This window comes from Aquimarina sp. AWH4_224 (genome assembly GCF_056160245.1).
Genome location: NZ_JBSWWU010000004.1, coordinates 401348 through 417243 on the forward strand (window position 1 = coordinate 401348; position 15896 = coordinate 417243).

Genomic DNA, 15896 nt, shown 5'->3' on the forward strand with positions numbered 1-15896 from the left:
TTAACCCATTGATCTATCTGCGCATTTTTATTTCTTGTTAAACATATAAAAATCTAGCGCCATCGCAAAAAGGAAAATACCTTTCGATCTAGTACTAAATTGCTCTGATTTTATATGTAATGTTAGCAATTGTTATTCATCAATTTCACAAACACATCTAAATCCAATAAAATTTCTTTTGTTGATTCCTTCATTGATGAATAAATTGTCATTTAGAGTAAACTCAAGAATTGGTATAACTCTATACCCTTTTGGTTCATATGTAAAATTGGTCCTTAATAATCTTTTGTTTTTAAAGTTTACCAATTCATTCCTTTCCTTAAACCAAGCTTTTGCATGTAACAATTCACCTTTGCTTGGTAGTCGATATAATATCTTTTTTGCAATATTTCTTTTTGCTTCATCATCTTTTTTTGAAAACCAGAAATCTCTAACTACTTCAGTTCTCCATTTACAATAATCAATAGCTTGTTCTTTGGAAATATTTAGTATAGGATGATTAATATAAAGAGTGTCTTTATAATAATTTTTTCTTTCTAAGTATTTATTTGAAATGGACATTTTTATTAAGAAAGGAGAAGGATAATCGTATTCGAAAATTGCTTTTTCATAATCTATATTTTCGGAATTCGCTTTAGAATATTCTTCATAAGATTTAAACCCCTTTTTTTCAAAGTGGTCTTTGCTCATTAAATATTCGAGAAACATAAAATTGGTTATTGGAGTACTATCTATATATAAACTATCATTAATTTTTATTGTTCCTGGAGGATTAATGGATTGACAATTAGTAAAACCTGGAATAAAGAATATTAATACTAAAATTTTTTTCATAATTATTGCTAACGATCAGCTATGATGAGTGGTATTAGCTGATACAAATCTATCTTCTAGCACATAGTTGCGCCTTGATTTAAATATATCACTTGTGGCGGATTTTCCAATCCCCATGAAAATATCTTGATCCATGAAACCTCATTCATTCATAACATTTGTTATCAGCTTTTATTCTTTCTCAAGAATTTTATTTCACGTTGAGCTCTTTGTTGATTTTTGTTGAAATCCCTTTGCGCTTGTCTTCTGTATTTGTCTTTGTAAGGATTGTCTGGGATTGTCCTATCAGTTAACTGTGCACTACGACTGCACAAGCCTGACCAGTGTTTGCCTTCATAGAAATTAGTGAAGATGTACCACTGCTCACCCGATATAAAATGCGGTTCACAATCCCGAGTTGACCAAATTTCAACTGTTTTGCCAAGCTCGTCTTTCAGTAAATTTTCTTCCACTTCAAATGCTGTTTTCATCAAGTAATCATCGATATAAGTTACTTCTATAACACGTCCAACAAAAGAAATTCGCTCCTTATTCAAGAGCTTCTTTGTTAGTTTGTCCGGCTTGCCACAACTACAAGCTATGGTAGTGAAGGTTCCCAGATGAGTTAATAGAAGAAGTGTAAAGAATCTTTTCATTGTGTAGATATTGTTTATAACGTTAAATATATGTTTCTTGGCATAGCAAAACGTTACCTTGCTTTTCGGTTTTTCTGCGCATTGGTTGCTTCCCGAAGTGTCGAGATTACTTTCTGCAAGCATTGCGCCTTCATAAATATAAACAAACCAATCTATTGATCACTTTGCTGCTATGACATCATATATGGTGTTGTATGCTGGCTTTTTTATTCAGTTTTATGTTTGTCTTTGAGGATAAATTGAACTATTTCTTTTGCTCTTTCTAATGTAATTCCGTTTTCTTGATCAAAAGTAAGTTGATGATTTTCTTCCCCAACCTGAATTTCTACTATATTACCGATATTTTGTTCGATTGCTCTGGATTTGATGTTAAGAGTGTTTTCGTATGTTGGAATTTGATTTTGTAACCATCCAAAATATGGTTCATTGTTTATTCTTTCAGGGTTATTCCAGTCATCCATTCTTTTTTCAAAGTTTTCAGGGCTTATTGAAGTCCAAATATCAAAATAAAGATCTCCAGAATAATCTATTATAGGAATGGTTAATCTCCCACGATGAAAAAAATACTTCTCATCCACAACGCAAAGACTTTTTTCAAGTTCAATTCTTGATTTACGCTCTTCGGGAGGAATTGAGTAATAATAGTCAGGAAATTCAGATCCAAAGCACAGAGGCATATCATCATATTCCATTCCGCAACATTCACACTTAAAGGTTTCTTTATCCTTTCTATTAAAAAAATTACTCCGTTTCATATTCGGGTTTCACAGCTTGTATACAACGTTGCGTGTTGAAATCGATGTGGCGAAGCCACTATGATTTATACACCTTGTTATGTACTTTTTTTATTTATTACGTCTTCGATTTTAATAGTTTTTAAGTTATTAAGAGACTCATTTAGAAGTATATCAATATTCTCCTCAATTACTTTAAAATCCATTTTGGTTATCAAATTTTTCGCCCAACCTGGTTTTTGAGCAACTCCATTTTTCTTTATCCAAGCGAGATTAATGAAGTTCCAGATAGATAAATTTACACCAGTAATCTCAAAAGTTGGTTGAATAATTATAGCTTTATTTATTCCATCTTCTACCCAATCAATTCTTCTTTCCTCAAAAGTCTGTAAAGCCTCTGGAGAGCTTGGTCTGTCTTTTGTCAAATTAGTCCCAAGTCTTGCGAAAAGCTCATCCAATTTAACATCTATATTTTTAAATCTGCTCATTGACTTTAATTGCACATAACATTTAATTTATGTGTTGTAGTAAGGCAAATTGTTACCTGAATTTTCGATTTTTCTGTCTTCCGATAGCAGAGTTCGCTCATTGATTGCTTACTTAACAGCTATGATCACATATATCATGTTGGGTACAGTTTTTTATTTCTATTGGAATAATATTTAGAAACGGTTCTTTGTCAACTTTAAATTCCGATCTGTCAAATGCGATCGCAGATTTACCATTTTCTATTTCCGAATTCACCAAACTTTCTAAAAAACCAATTCCGTTAGCATCGATTCCATAGTAGTCCAAAATTATACTATCGTTTTTATCAAATAGCGCTTTTATTATTAAAGCTTTTCTATTGGTAAAACTTAAAAGCTCTAATTTGTCCTTTAAATTAATTCCGATCTCTTTTGTGATTCTCTGCGCTCTTAACTTATCAATCCGCATTTTATTGATCAGATATTTATTTACTGTCAAAGGATTTATTAATTCCATTAATGTCCCTTGTCGATAGTTTTTTGCCCAAGGAAAGTCAGGTTTTTGATTTTGAAAACGTTTTATTAATTCAATTGCTAGGTCAAAACCTAGTGGTAGACTTTTTGTGTCAAAATTTGGAATATAAATTCGGATAAGATTCCCTTTTTTTAATTCAAATTCAGGTATGGAGATTCCATTTATTTCAAATTCTTCGTTATGAAAAAGGGTATTTGTCATAATCGTCTCCAACAGGCTGGCTAAATGTTATACCGACGGATAACCGCCATGAACATTTTAGTCTTTGTTTTAGTAGTTTTATTTTTTTATCCATTCAATTTCATGATTCACTTCACCTTCTTCTATTTCACGAACCTTAAATCCAAGAATTTCCGTTGCGATTTTTTTGAATTCAGTTTTCCATTCCGTCCATTAATTTAATTCCATATTCGCCGAAAATTGAAGTCCACTGGGTTCTACCGATGCTAAAATGAATTTTTCTTCTTCGTTATAGCTAAACCAATATGGAATTCCGTTTTCTCCATTTCCATCTTTTCCAAACCCGATCCAACCATTCATTTTTTTATAAATCAAAGGAACCTTATCCAAAACCTCTTTGGGTAAATCATATCTTATATTTAGATTGCATTCTTGATATTCCATTTTTTTAATTACCTACAACTTTCGGTATAAGATTGGTTGAATTGTTTTAGCAACTAATTTAGCAAATAGGAATATAATATAAAATTCGAAAGAATATCCAAAAGTAGATTTGAAATAGCAATTAATTTTATGCAGTATTGCCTTTTCGTTTATTTTTAAATTCAAATTATTCCGCAACACCTTAACATTTCTAGTACTTTTAGTTATCTGGAAAACCGTATTGTTCTAGGTCACAATTTTTATTTAATTAGTTTTTTGAGCTTTTTTTGAGCATCTTTATTACCATCTATTTCAATAGCTTTTTGATATTGCTCTATGGCTTTTTTCTTTTCTTTTGTTTTTAAATAAAAATCACCCATTGCTGCATAACTTCTAGATTCTTCTGGATAAAAGTGCAAATTAATATCAAGATAAGCTTTAGCTTTTTTAGGCAAATCGTGTACGTCTAACATGAAGAACCCTAATTCATTAACAAATTCCCAATTTGGTTTCTTGTCGCGTTTAAACCGAACACTAAGTTTGTTGAAGTGATCGTAAAAAGGTTGTGTTAACTCTTCTTTACTATATCTTTTTGGAGTATTAAAACGCCATCTTTCTTCAAATTTATACCATTTATATACAGATCGTAAACCATTGTACATCCCCAGTGTAACAATACCTCCGTGATCTTCTTCTGGATAATATTTCCAAGAGGTTTCAAGATGTTTTTGGTTTTCTACTAGTATGTCATGAAAGTTAAGATTGGCTCTTAACGCTTCGGTGGGTTCATCATCCATTCTCCTAACTTTAACAGTGTCTACTTTGTAACTATTTGCTACAGCAAGGTGTAATGATTTGTTTTGATAATTATCTTTTTCAAGTAACTCTTTAGATTGCTTTACTAGATTTTCTTTATCCCACCAAAGGCTTGGGTCTATAGCTAGATAATTGTCAAAAACATCTGGATGATTTACATATGCATAAATCGTAAAAAGCCCTCCCAACGAATGCCCTACAATGGTACTCATTTTATCTGCGGGGTATTTGTTCTCAAGAAATGGAGCAAGTTCACATTGCATAAATTCTAAGAAATTAGAAGCGCCACCCGAAGTTTCTACGGATCGTCCTTGACGGCCTTCAAGGACATTTGTAGGAGTAAAATCTCTAGTGCTATCTGTATTTGTAATCCCCACAACTATGGATTTTGGGATGTCAAATTCTTCTAATAATTTTAACATGCCCGTCACCGGGTAAAAATGTCTAGGAGAATTCAATACATATATCAAAGGGTACTTTTTTCCTTCTTCTATTTCTTCCGGAAGATGTATCCAAATATCACGTTGTTCTTTAAGAACATGAGAATATAAAGAATCTGCTATTCCAATAACTATTTCGTTTTTTTCGTTTTTACAAAACTGAGCATTGATCTGAAAATGTATGCTTATAAGAAAGAGGAATAATGATATGTTTTTCATTGATGAAGCTTTTTTGAAGAATCGTTAGTACTGTTATCACGGGATAAAAATACATTTTAAAAAGCTTCAAACCTTTAAATAATATGGGTTTGGGACTAAATGTGATTTTTCAGGTACGAAAATTATAAGGCTAAAATAATATCTTTAAAATTTTTGGAAACATTAACCTCCATTTGGGTAACGTAAATCGTATTTTGGTTTTTCCACGATTTAAAATGTGTTGGATTTATAAAGTGAGAACGATGCACTTGTACTAAAAAAGGGATCTCTTGATGCAGCTTTTTTAATGAAGAACGAATAAGCTTCGAATTTAATTCCCCATCATCTAAATAGAAAATCTCCACATAGTTTTGCGAGCTAGATGCGCTTATTAATTCCGAAGGGTATACTTTAAGAATATCCAGTTTATTATCTCCTCTTATAGTGAGTTGGGTTTCTTTAGGAGGAATGAGTCTTACAACATATAGTCTAGAGAATATTAATAACGGTACTAATACAATGGATGTCTTAGCAAATAGAAAAGAAAAGAAAGAAAAATTATAGACACTATTTATAATTGAACTTTTAGAATACCTATAGAAAACAATATTTAAAATCAAACATAAACATAGAATAGTTACCATCTCAAAAGCAACATTCCACCTCAATATCTTTTTATAAACCTTGTTTTGGATCACAGCTACAATACCGTAACACAAAAATGTAAGAAAGGAAAACCCAATTCCGAGGCCTACCCAATTAGTATTTGAAGAAGTTTCAATCTCAAATGGTCTTATAAAGTAAACAAAACAGAATATCCAAATTCCTATAAATACCCCTATCAATAAGTGATGTTTTATAGACGGATTAAGTTTATTCATTTGCTAATAACATTTGAGTTTGGGACTAATTTAAGCATTTAATAAATTATGTAAATGTTGTTGGGATTACGCTGATATTTATCAAATGAGCAGAGTTTTTTTCAAGCGAACTCGAGAAATACGGGGTGTAGGCTTCTGTTGATGACTTTTCATTCTTAAAATTCGAAATAAGCTCAAAAAAATAAACTCGTTTTTTTATTTCAATAGTGCCTTGGAATGAATGGTAACGGGTTTGTGTATGGAACGTAGTGTGCAAAAAGACACCAACTTATCGGTTTAACACAGCGCCGAATTTTTATATTTTGTTTTTATTTTTTTCTCTTTTGAATATTAACTGTTATTTAATTCTAATTCAACTGTAAAGCAACATTCCATAAATCAAAATCACTGCTATAATATTGAAGTGAATTACCGCAGTGAACAATTACAGTTTCTTTTTCGGGAATCATGTAGATGTTTTGTCCAAGATTTCCATTTGCATAGAAATGATAAGTACCGTTTTTATTTATATGACCCCACCATTGGTAATTGTAATAAATTCTTTTGTCGCTTCTTCCAAACCATTTTGGATAAATATCCCGTGGAATTGATTTGTTTTCTCGGGTAGATTCTTGTACCCAATCTTTGGATACGATCTGATTACCATACCAATTTCCTTCATTGAGCATAAGCTGACCAAAACGTGCATAATCAATCGCTCGGGCAATCAAACGACTTGGCATATATTCAAAATTAGATTCCTTACTATCTAAGGAGAAAAGCGCATCATATTCCATTATTCTTGACCATAATTTCTGCTCCAAATAATTTGATACAGTTAAGTTAGTAGCTCTTTCTAGAATTAATCCTAAGTAACTTGTATTATAATTGGAATATTGAAAATCTTTTCCCGGTTCGGATGAAATTTCTACATTCTCAAGTAACAGCTTTCGAACATTGGGATGATAGTATCCAACCGCTTCGTCGTGCCAAGGAGAATGAATATTGGTAAAAGGTATAAGACTTGTGTTATATGCAAGCCCAGAGCGCATTTCTAATAAATCTTTGATGGTTATTTTTTTAAAGCGCTGATCACGCTCCAAAAGTTCGGGAACAAAATTTGTTATCGGATCATTTATACTTTTTATTAGACCATCATCAATAGCAGCTCCTATTAAAAATGATATAAAAGATTTTGCCACAGATTGAGAATGGAAATAGGAATCTCTCTTAAATCCATTAAAATACTTCTCATAAATTATGGTGTCTTTTTTGATGACAATTAACGCAGTGGTTTGAGATTTGATTGCCCACTCTTCAAAGCTATTAAACCCAGTTTTAGTTACGAGTTCTTCGAATAAAGATTCTATATACTTCTCTTTTGGATTTGAAATAAATGTATTAGTATGCTCTGCTCCTTTAATCCTATGGTTTTCAAAGTTCTTGTAATCATAAACATCCGCTACATTCATGGTTATGAGTCGATAAACGTAAGTAGGGGTATATTGAATAGACAAAAGTACCAAGAGGAATAGGACAATTGAAAGTATTGTAAGAAATATAATTTTTAGTTTTTTTCTCATTTAATATTTTTGACTATTTGTAGAATGTTTTGAGCAATTGGTTGTAACGTTTAATATAATAAACGTTGCTGACCCAATGGGCAGCTATGTTTTGTTATATCGTGTTGTGTACAGTTTTTTTCTTTTTATTATTTCAAATATTCCCAAAGTCAAAATTGTAATTATAGCTCCTTGTAGTAATATCATTACAATTCCGTGTAAGAATAAATCTATTAATTCTACACTTCTATTTTCTGACTCAGTATTTCCATTTTCAGGTAAATAATCTCGATGAAAACTGGTCACAATTATTACAAAACGTTCAAAATACATTCCACTTTTCATTCCAAATGCGACCAAAAGTACATACCAAAATTTTGATGATAATTTTTTAATGAGCAAAGTCAGAGGTAAAATTAAAGCAGATAAAAACATTATCCAATAAACCCAAGCATAAGGTCCAGTTGCTCGATTAATAAAAGCGTATTCATCCGGATTCATGGCCATTCCAATCAGATAAAATGTAAAAGTGACTATCGTATAAATAACGATTAACCAACGAATTAAATTCAGCGTTTTTCTTGTTTCAAATCGATTTTTGAAGAAGAACTCTACCAGTATTAAAATCAAAATTATTGGGATCAGACAAAAAATCAGGTTTGCGTCAACTATTTCGATAATCCTTTTATATAATTCCATTTTAATTTCTTCTGTCACTTCCGCAATTGTACACAACGTTTTGTTTATGCATCATAGCAGGGCAAAATGTTACCCTGTTTTTCGATTTTTCTGCGCATTGGTTGCTAAGTTTTCCTTTTTGCAAACATTGCTCCTAATTAAAAATACAAAAACCATTTGATTAATCATTTAGCTGCTATGATCACGTATATGTTGTTGTGGCCAGTTTATTTATTTAATCTTGTTATCATAATCATAATATTCCAGAGAGAGTATAAGTCACTTCCTTTTTTAGTAATAAAAATCGTTTCTTTCCCGTCAAATTCAATAACTAACAATTCGCGTTCGTTGCGTTTTTTAATTTTTTTGAGTTTAGTTTCACCAGCCTCTGCTTTTTCGAAATATTCTTTCCGATTTTTAGAATCTACATCTACAATTGCATCTAATTTTACAGAGTTGAGTTTTGTTCCATCATACCCAATAATTCTTTTTGTTCCCAATGCTGTCCAATTATTCTTTGAATCCGTAAATAGTAAGATTATTTTTCCGCTATCTTTTTCGTTAAAATGATTTAAGTATTTCACTTTGACTTCGTCAGTCAGGTTCTCAAATAAAAAGATATTTTTATTCGGTAGATTATGTTGAGAAGCTCTCCACTTAATTCTATCTTCTATAAATTCGACTGTTTTTCGCATTCAGTTTAATTGGCTACAATGTGTTCGTGTATGGCTCGTGCTGATTTTTCAGCAAAAGTAAGTAACACGAAAATTTATTAAAATGAAAGATAATGAATTTTTGTGTTTGGCAAAGGCATGAGTTATGCACGTTGTTCTACACCGTTTTTATTCAGATGTAAATTTCCAGTTCAACTTATTTTCAAGCACTTTTTGTTCCTTTTTTGTTAACCGCATAATTGCGATAGCTTGTCCATATCCGTATCCATCATCAGACAAACAGTCAGCAATTCTAACACCTTTGCGTTCTAACTCTTCTTGGCAAATCTTAAAGACACTTTCGTGAAGCCAGTCGTCTTGATATTCTGGCTCAAATTTTATTAACAAGCCGTCAGACTTGAAAGAAACTCCGATTGGTCCGGTTTCGGATTTCCATTGTTCCTTTATGTCAGTTGGTTCAAATTTCTTGTTCGACAGAATACCGAAAGCTTTTATAACTTCCACATAGATATTATTATCTATTGCAACGTCCGCCTCTAAGTCAATAAACAATAGTTTGGTTTTATCGCATTCTGCAAGTCGGATTGCATCTAAATCCATTCCTGGGTCATATTGCTTTTCAAAAATTTCAGAATATCTTTTTTTTCGGTCAGCATAAATAGTATCATAGATGTCTGAATTACTCATACTTTTATAAACTTCAAAAAATCCAGCATCGCGCAATGTCTGAATATTTTTAAGAACTTCTGCTTTCGCTATTTTATCTTCTTTTTTGGGCTGCAAATTGCAAGATATAAGCGTTGTCAATCCTAAAATCAGAAATATTATTTTCAATTTAAAAATTTATTTTAAATGGTGTAGAACGGGTTATATATGCATCGTAGCAGGGCAAAATGTTACCTTGCTTTTGGATTTTTCTGTGCATTGGTTGCTAACTTTTTTCTTTAGAGCTAGCATTGCGCCTTACCAAAAATACATAGACCTTTCGATTAAACCTTTAACTGCTTGCTATGATCACATATATGGTGTTATCTGCTTTTTAACAAGGAGACCAATATCTCCATTTTGTTAATTTTCCATTTTTCAGTTCCAATCGAATTCCGTCATCATTTTTGGAGTGAAATATTACTATTCCACCAGTAAAATTATCCGTTAACCATTTCGCTGTTTTTCCACCAAATATTTCTATAAGTTCTCTAGAATCTGTTTCACAGGTCAAATTATAATTTCCGTAATTGAGTTTAGTATCGCAATTTTCAAAATTAACTTCTTCAATCAGATATTTTCCCTCTTCGGTTCCGGTAAATTTGATTTTTTCGAAGTCCAGTGTGTAAAAAGTTACACCTTGCTCATAACTAGACAAAAATCCACACTCATATTTCGGTTCGAAAGTTTTATTTGGACTCCCAAGTTTTTTTTCAATTTCTGATTTCGAAGATGAGAATCCAAGTCCGTTATACTCAACAATGTCAAAATCTACAGTTTGAGCTAGACCTAATTGACAAACCAAAGTAATTATTAGAAATCCAATTTTTTTCATTTTTCTAGTTGCAGATAACGTCCCGCATAAATGGCGTTGCGAGCTTTTGCTCGCAATGAACATTTTATGCTTTGTTGTGTGCTGTGTTCTTTCTCATCTTTTCTAAATAGTAGTTTCGATTTAACTGATATATGATAATAGCAAATATTCCTCCCGCTAACGTAGAGATAATATCATCTACATCAAAAATTAGAGTTTCACTTGTCCTTTGCATGAATTCCCAAACTATTAAACCGACCTGTGAACTAATCAGACTTATCCAAAACCAATTGTTTAAATTATGCTTGTCACCTTTTTGTATGTCATTAGTGTAACTATCTCTAATTGTCAGTAATATAAAAGGGAAAATTAAACCTGCGGCTAAAAAATTTGGAGATATTCCAAGTAAGTATTGTAGTATTCCTTCACCAATTCCATATTTTGGGCGGATAAATTCATCTATCAAATAGTGTAAGATTAATCCTGAAAATCCAAGAATAATCCATATTGTTAGTTTTACTCGCATCGATTTCTTTTTGTTAATAATTAGAGTAGTTTTCCATTTTTAAGTACGGGTTTTATTTTATCATAGCACACAACGTTTAATATATGTGTCGTAGCAGAGCAAAATATTACCTTGTTTTTCGGTTTTTCTGCGCATTGATTGCTAACTTTTCCTTTCTGCAAGCATTGCGCCTGACCAAAATACAACAACCATTCGATTAATCACTTAGTTGCTATGACATCATATATCGTGTTGTGTACTGGCTATTTTATTTTTTCAATTTTAGGTTCTAAATGCGTTGCTACATTCAGTATATGATTTTCGCTAATGAATGCATAGTGCTTAAATTCTCCAGGATAATCTTTAGTGGCAAAAGTTTCCTCTTTTATATAATTCAGAAAATTTGATTCAGAATAGATTCTTGGATTATTTCCGGTGAAATTATCACCTAAATTATCCGCGTAACTCTCATCTAAAATAGTATATCCAATATAACGATCAATTGTAATTTTATATCGTTTTTTGTCATCTTCTAAAATTCTACGTGCCGGTCCAAGGTTTTTATTACCAATTAAGACATCTTCCTCATTTTCAGAAACCACTCCGCAAACAAGTTCAAATTCAAGTGAATTATCTTCAGGTTCATTTATTCCAGTTATAAAATAATATTTAGCGTTTTCTATTTCATTCATTCTTTTCCTGCTTGTACACAACGTCTCTTGTATGTTGCGTTTGTCTGCCGTAGGCGGCATATGCAATATACAAACTGTTGTGGTTAGTTTTTCTTTATTTGATTCATTTGTTCTATTGCCTCAGGCTCTCCTTTTTTTACAGCTATCTCTAAATATTCCATACCTTTTTCTGTTTGCCCTTGTTTTATAAGGTAATTAGCGTAATGAAATTCCAACAAGTCAACAGGTACAGTTTTAGATTTAAAGGCTAGTTTAAAATTAGATTCAGCTTTTTCCATTTCATTTATTGCTATGTAATAGAGTGCAAAGTTTCTGTAGGTATATGCATTATCATTATTGTCTGTTTCCAAAGCTTTTTCAAGTTGTCGTTTCCCTTTTTCAAATTCGCCTGTTTGGATTAAAGCATATCCCAAATTGTCATAAGCAAATCCATAATTTGGATCTATCCCAAGTGCCTTATTAAAGTTTGAAATACTATTTTTATATTGTCCATTTCTTAACTGATAATACCCAATATTATTATGAGTATCAGACTTTAGTAATGGATCTTCTGTCAAAAATAGAACTTTTTGAAGAGTAGAAATGGCTAATTCAAAATCTCCGTTTTGATATTCTTTATCTGCTTTATTGAATAGATTATTTGCTTCTAACTCTGATTTATTAAAAAGTAACGAGGGGTTATCATTTAAATATTCAATAGCTTTATCAAATCGAATTCTAAGTTCTTTAGAAAGTTCGTTTTTCCAATCAGGATTATTCTGTCCAATTATTTGAGAATGAATTGCAAGCGCATAAATCATTACTTCTTTAGGCATTTCAGAAACATAACTCCATTTAGTTTCCCAGAATCCATTATTTGATCTGCCTATGTCTAACAAGTTTTGACATAATATGAACCCAAATCCAAAATAGACTCCTGCGAGGTAGATGAAAAGACTTGTATCATCACCAGTATCGTATTTTAATTCGTCTTCTATCAGACATATTCTTGTAAGTTCATAAATTAAACTAAAAACTAGTCTTTTTTTTCGTTTGATTACACTTTTTTTAATGTGTAACTTATAATTCTTCTCATTAATGATTTCGGTTTCAATATCAAATACTTTGCCTTCTATTTTATAAGGGGTACCATACGAATCACTTAAATCTGAATGTATTTCAAAACTAATTTTATTAGAATTCAGATTCACTAAATTACATAGGTCATCTATTAAATTTTGAACTTTAATTTCTTCTGAAGTGAAAGTTTTTGGGAAGTATTTTTCAGATATTAAAATTTGTCTTGCTTCATTATTTGGGTAACCATAAACTTGAATTAACCATTTGAAATTATCTTCAATCCAATTTTTATCTGGTTCAGTTATTCGAAATTTATCTTCTTTTATTTTCTTATTGAATCCAAATAATTTCATTTTTTTCTAATTAACCACAACGGTCTTGTGTATGAAATGTAGCATGCAAAAAGACGCTAACTTTATGGATAAACACAAAGCCGAATTTTTATATTTTGTTTTTAATTTGCCATTTTTTAAAAGCCAAATTAAAAATTTGGTCGACTTTCTAAATATACATAAGCCTTTCGGTTAAGCACTTATTCGCTATGTTTTATACTCCGTGTTGTAGCACGTTATTATTTCCTTTGTGATAACATAATATCATTGATGTTTTCTAAACATTTAAATCTTATTCGATTATTTCCCCAATGAAAAGAATTCATTTTTTTCTCATTTGTGATGTCAAATTCTATTTTTTCTCCATTATAACTTTCTTCGTTTTTAGCTCCAATTACTGGTGTTATTTCAATAATTGCATCAGGATTACCTATCGAATCATTTGAGTGAGTCAAAAATCTTTCGGATAAATGAATTTCTTTGATAAATGGTTTCCAACCTTTTTTATAATTTAAACTTCCTTTAATTCTATAGCTTATGAGAGATTTGCTATTAAACAGATTTAATTTGCTATCAATTATTTTAACCTCAAAAGTATCAACACTCAAGGCTTCTTGTTTAGACCACCATCCGATTAAATGTGTTTCATCTATTTCGGTTTTAGGATTTCTGGGTTCAGTCGATAAACTATAGAAAAGTAATTTTGGTAAAAGAAAATAATAAGCCAAAGCAAGAATAACTATTATTATTCCAGTCCATATTAATATTTTTTTCTTTTTCATCATTTATGTCAGAATGTGCTACAACGTTCTTTGTATGTTGCGTTTGCATCCCAAAGGGTGCATATGCAATATACAAACTGTTGTAAGTAGTTTTATTTTATTTTGCTTTTTATCAATTCTATTAACTTAATAAAATTCATTTCGCCTATTTCGTTTTTACCCAGAACTAACATGTCTCCATCCACTTTTTTACGTATCAAAAACAAGTTTGATTTAACCAATTTATAATCTTCAAATTCAGACCATTTAGTTTTACTACACATTATTTCGTCCATATAGACTACATAATCATCATTGAAGTCAAAAACACCGAATTGAGGAACATATTGATCATTTTTTAGGTGATTTTTTGTCGCAGACATAATATTATTCTTAAACTCCGTATACTTTTGGTTTTTTAAATAAGAGTCAAAAAAAGAAATAACACCGATTAAAACAAAAATTACTCCTATATCACCTTTTCCAAATAGAATTGTTGTCCCAAGTGCTGTAAAAATTAATCCGGAAATTAATGAATTCCTTCTCCGTCTAATTAATTCAGAATGTATTATAGGAATACCTAATAGTGTTTGCTGTAAATACGTTTTTTTGTCAAAAGAAAGTTTAAAATTCAAAAATCAGTTTTTTAATAAAAATATATTACTATTCCGCTATTTAATTCGGATGCTTTTTTAAAACCAGCTTTATAAGCTTTTAAATGGTGGTTTATATAATCTTTTTCTTCTATTTCCGCCCAATAAACTCCATTTTCAATCATTTCATTCGTGTCTAGAACTCTCATTAAATCATCAATAGAAATTTTTTCAAGAACGGTACTTATTAATTTAGTATTCTTTGACTTTATAAATCTCAAGTCAAGTCCATTTAATACATTGTTTTTTGACGGATCTACTTTTTTGAGTAAAAATTTTGTAACATCCCAACCTTTGTCCATATAGAAAACAGTATCATTTTCTTGATGAAATTCACCTTCTGTACAAGCGTATTTTTCGTCTAGAAACTCTTCAGCGTCATCATATGAAAGTTCAGATAATTTAGTGATGTCAGTATCAGACATTCTATATAGTTCACATACTATTCCCAACTTATGTTTTTTGGTTATTTAATTACTTACAACGTTTAATATATGTGTCGTAGCAGGGCAAATTATTACCCTGCTTTTCGGTTTTTCTTGCGTATTGGTTGCTAACTTTTCCTTTCCGCAAGCATTGCGCCTTACCAAAATACAATAACCATTCAATTGATCACTTAGCTGCTATGACATCATATATGGTGTTATGGGCTTTATTTTTTATTTATTCATAATCCATTCACAATATTTATAAAATCATTTTTTGTGTTTGGAGGTGGTATATGATAAGAAACCATCCCATATTCGCTTCCTAAAAAGAGCTTTAACTCATTCAGTAATTCATTTTCTTTTTCGTCATTTTGATTGATGTTTATACAGCAAATCATTCCTCCATCACTCAGATAGTATAATTGAACCATTCTTAATAATTCATTGTCATTTATAGCGTAGAAAGGACAATTAAAAGTCAATGTTTCATGATTTTCGATAAGTTCCAACATTTCATTTTCAGTCCTACATTTAAATTCCAACTCCTGATCATTTGTGTAGGAGTAGAATTCATATTTTCCATCGTTATAATTCCTTTTCGGAAGATATTTGTTCAAAAATTTCTGCGCTGTTGCTGCGCTTCTGGTTTTGGCTAGCACATAAATATCTGCATCCATTAATTATTTTGTTTTATTGCCCATAACGGTCTAGGCTATGAACAGTTGCGTGGGTTAGCACGGACTTTTGCAAGTACACAACAAGCTGAAAATTCCTGCGGAATTTTCAAGATAAACCCGTATAGCAATTGTTTATAGCCAATGTGCCTGTTGCACAAGTTAACAAAAATGTAAGATAGATTTGTTATTGATTTTGGATTGGTATGTTATCTTTAAGTATGCAAGGCAAGAAAA

The 15896-nt window shown here is 31.1% G+C and carries 20 protein-coding genes; all 20 read right to left on the bottom strand.

Annotated elements, in window-relative coordinates:
* Nucleotides 1–132: 132 nt before the first annotated feature.
* The gene (locus ACXAGJ_RS10940; protein ID WP_474839740.1) at nucleotides 133–834 is read right to left on the bottom strand and encodes an SUMF1/EgtB/PvdO family nonheme iron enzyme; all 702 of its coding nucleotides are present in this window, start codon (nucleotides 832–834) and stop codon (nucleotides 133–135) included.
* A gap of 164 nt (nucleotides 835–998) precedes the next feature.
* Nucleotides 999–1370, bottom strand: coding sequence for a hypothetical protein (locus tag ACXAGJ_RS10945; protein ID WP_474839742.1), 372 nt, complete (start codon nucleotides 1368–1370; stop codon nucleotides 999–1001).
* A 305-nt stretch (nucleotides 1371–1675) separates the two neighbouring features.
* Nucleotides 1676–2224, bottom strand: a complete 549-nt coding sequence (locus ACXAGJ_RS10950; RefSeq protein WP_474839744.1) for a DUF2199 domain-containing protein — start codon at nucleotides 2222–2224, stop codon at nucleotides 1676–1678.
* Nucleotides 2225–2301: 77 nt separating this feature from the next.
* Nucleotides 2302–2691 (bottom strand): hypothetical protein, encoded by a 390-nt coding sequence (locus tag ACXAGJ_RS10955; protein WP_474839746.1) that lies wholly within the window; start codon nucleotides 2689–2691, stop codon nucleotides 2302–2304.
* 112 nt (nucleotides 2692–2803) lie between these two features.
* Nucleotides 2804–3406, bottom strand: a complete 603-nt coding sequence (locus ACXAGJ_RS10960; protein WP_474839748.1) for a hypothetical protein — start codon at nucleotides 3404–3406, stop codon at nucleotides 2804–2806.
* 192 nt (nucleotides 3407–3598) lie between these two features.
* Nucleotides 3599–3829, bottom strand: coding sequence for a hypothetical protein (locus tag ACXAGJ_RS10965; RefSeq protein WP_474839750.1), 231 nt, complete (start codon nucleotides 3827–3829; stop codon nucleotides 3599–3601).
* 239 nt (nucleotides 3830–4068) lie between these two features.
* Complete coding sequence (locus ACXAGJ_RS10970) at nucleotides 4069–5283, bottom strand: alpha/beta hydrolase-fold protein (RefSeq protein ID WP_474839752.1); 1215 nt, start codon at nucleotides 5281–5283, stop codon at nucleotides 4069–4071.
* Between the two features lie 122 nt (nucleotides 5284–5405).
* A complete protein-coding gene (locus ACXAGJ_RS10975; protein ID WP_474839754.1) occupies nucleotides 5406–6143 on the bottom strand; it encodes a LytTR family DNA-binding domain-containing protein in 738 nt (245 codons plus the stop codon).
* Between the two features lie 347 nt (nucleotides 6144–6490).
* Entirely contained in the window at nucleotides 6491–7594 is a 1104-nt protein-coding gene (locus tag ACXAGJ_RS10980) for a serine hydrolase domain-containing protein (RefSeq protein WP_474839756.1), read from the bottom strand.
* Between the two features lie 195 nt (nucleotides 7595–7789).
* Nucleotides 7790–8401: a hypothetical protein gene (locus ACXAGJ_RS10985; RefSeq protein WP_474839758.1), complete on the bottom strand. Its 612-nt coding sequence runs from the start codon at nucleotides 8399–8401 to the stop codon at nucleotides 7790–7792.
* A gap of 188 nt (nucleotides 8402–8589) precedes the next feature.
* On the bottom strand, nucleotides 8590–9057 hold the full coding sequence (locus ACXAGJ_RS10990) for a hypothetical protein (protein ID WP_474839760.1): 468 nt from the start codon (nucleotides 9055–9057) through the stop codon (nucleotides 8590–8592).
* Between the two features lie 147 nt (nucleotides 9058–9204).
* Entirely contained in the window at nucleotides 9205–9870 is a 666-nt protein-coding gene (locus tag ACXAGJ_RS10995) for a hypothetical protein (RefSeq protein WP_474839762.1), read from the bottom strand.
* Between the two features lie 205 nt (nucleotides 9871–10075).
* Nucleotides 10076–10576 (bottom strand): hypothetical protein, encoded by a 501-nt coding sequence (locus ACXAGJ_RS11000; RefSeq protein WP_474839764.1) that lies wholly within the window; start codon nucleotides 10574–10576, stop codon nucleotides 10076–10078.
* 64 nt (nucleotides 10577–10640) lie between these two features.
* Entirely contained in the window at nucleotides 10641–11081 is a 441-nt protein-coding gene (locus ACXAGJ_RS11005; protein WP_474839766.1) for a hypothetical protein, read from the bottom strand.
* 242 nt (nucleotides 11082–11323) lie between these two features.
* Nucleotides 11324–11752, bottom strand: coding sequence for a hypothetical protein (locus tag ACXAGJ_RS11010; protein ID WP_474839768.1), 429 nt, complete (start codon nucleotides 11750–11752; stop codon nucleotides 11324–11326).
* 83 nt (nucleotides 11753–11835) lie between these two features.
* Nucleotides 11836–13164: a tetratricopeptide repeat protein gene (locus ACXAGJ_RS11015; protein WP_474839770.1), complete on the bottom strand. Its 1329-nt coding sequence runs from the start codon at nucleotides 13162–13164 to the stop codon at nucleotides 11836–11838.
* Nucleotides 13165–13382: 218 nt separating this feature from the next.
* Nucleotides 13383–13928 (bottom strand): hypothetical protein, encoded by a 546-nt coding sequence (locus ACXAGJ_RS11020; RefSeq protein WP_474839772.1) that lies wholly within the window; start codon nucleotides 13926–13928, stop codon nucleotides 13383–13385.
* An 89-nt stretch (nucleotides 13929–14017) separates the two neighbouring features.
* Nucleotides 14018–14539, bottom strand: a complete 522-nt coding sequence (locus ACXAGJ_RS11025) for a hypothetical protein (RefSeq protein ID WP_474839774.1) — start codon at nucleotides 14537–14539, stop codon at nucleotides 14018–14020.
* An 11-nt stretch (nucleotides 14540–14550) separates the two neighbouring features.
* Nucleotides 14551–15009, bottom strand: coding sequence for a DUF1877 family protein (locus ACXAGJ_RS11030; protein ID WP_474839776.1), 459 nt, complete (start codon nucleotides 15007–15009; stop codon nucleotides 14551–14553).
* 215 nt (nucleotides 15010–15224) lie between these two features.
* Nucleotides 15225–15662, bottom strand: a complete 438-nt coding sequence (locus ACXAGJ_RS11035) for a hypothetical protein (RefSeq protein WP_474839778.1) — start codon at nucleotides 15660–15662, stop codon at nucleotides 15225–15227.
* Nucleotides 15663–15896: the final 234 nt, after the last annotated feature.

Excerpts from the sequence above, each read along its gene's own strand:
- ACXAGJ_RS11005 (WP_474839766.1), bottom strand. The coding sequence starts at position 11,081 with ATGCGAGTAAAACTAACAATATGGATTATTCTTGGATTTTCAGGATTA.
- ACXAGJ_RS11020 (WP_474839772.1), bottom strand. The coding sequence starts at position 13,928 with ATGATGAAAAAGAAAAAAATATTAATATGGACTGGAATAATAATAGTT.
- ACXAGJ_RS11035 (WP_474839778.1), bottom strand. The coding sequence starts at position 15,662 with ATGGATGCAGATATTTATGTGCTAGCCAAAACCAGAAGCGCAGCAACA.
- ACXAGJ_RS10975 (WP_474839754.1), bottom strand. The coding sequence starts at position 6,143 with ATGAATAAACTTAATCCGTCTATAAAACATCACTTATTGATAGGGGTA.
- ACXAGJ_RS10990 (WP_474839760.1), bottom strand. The coding sequence starts at position 9,057 with ATGCGAAAAACAGTCGAATTTATAGAAGATAGAATTAAGTGGAGAGCT.
- ACXAGJ_RS10980 (WP_474839756.1), bottom strand. The coding sequence starts at position 7,594 with ATGAATGTAGCGGATGTTTATGATTACAAGAACTTTGAAAACCATAGG.
- ACXAGJ_RS10970 (WP_474839752.1), bottom strand. The coding sequence starts at position 5,283 with ATGAAAAACATATCATTATTCCTCTTTCTTATAAGCATACATTTTCAG.
- ACXAGJ_RS10955 (WP_474839746.1), bottom strand. The coding sequence starts at position 2,691 with ATGAGCAGATTTAAAAATATAGATGTTAAATTGGATGAGCTTTTCGCA.
- ACXAGJ_RS10965 (WP_474839750.1), bottom strand. The coding sequence starts at position 3,829 with ATGGAATATCAAGAATGCAATCTAAATATAAGATATGATTTACCCAAA.
- ACXAGJ_RS10950 (WP_474839744.1), bottom strand. The coding sequence starts at position 2,224 with ATGAAACGGAGTAATTTTTTTAATAGAAAGGATAAAGAAACCTTTAAG.
- ACXAGJ_RS10960 (WP_474839748.1), bottom strand. The coding sequence starts at position 3,406 with ATGACAAATACCCTTTTTCATAACGAAGAATTTGAAATAAATGGAATC.
- ACXAGJ_RS11015 (WP_474839770.1), bottom strand. The coding sequence starts at position 13,164 with ATGAAATTATTTGGATTCAATAAGAAAATAAAAGAAGATAAATTTCGA.
- ACXAGJ_RS10940 (WP_474839740.1), bottom strand. The coding sequence starts at position 834 with ATGAAAAAAATTTTAGTATTAATATTCTTTATTCCAGGTTTTACTAAT.
- ACXAGJ_RS11010 (WP_474839768.1), bottom strand. The coding sequence starts at position 11,752 with ATGAATGAAATAGAAAACGCTAAATATTATTTTATAACTGGAATAAAT.
- ACXAGJ_RS11000 (WP_474839764.1), bottom strand. The coding sequence starts at position 10,576 with ATGAAAAAAATTGGATTTCTAATAATTACTTTGGTTTGTCAATTAGGT.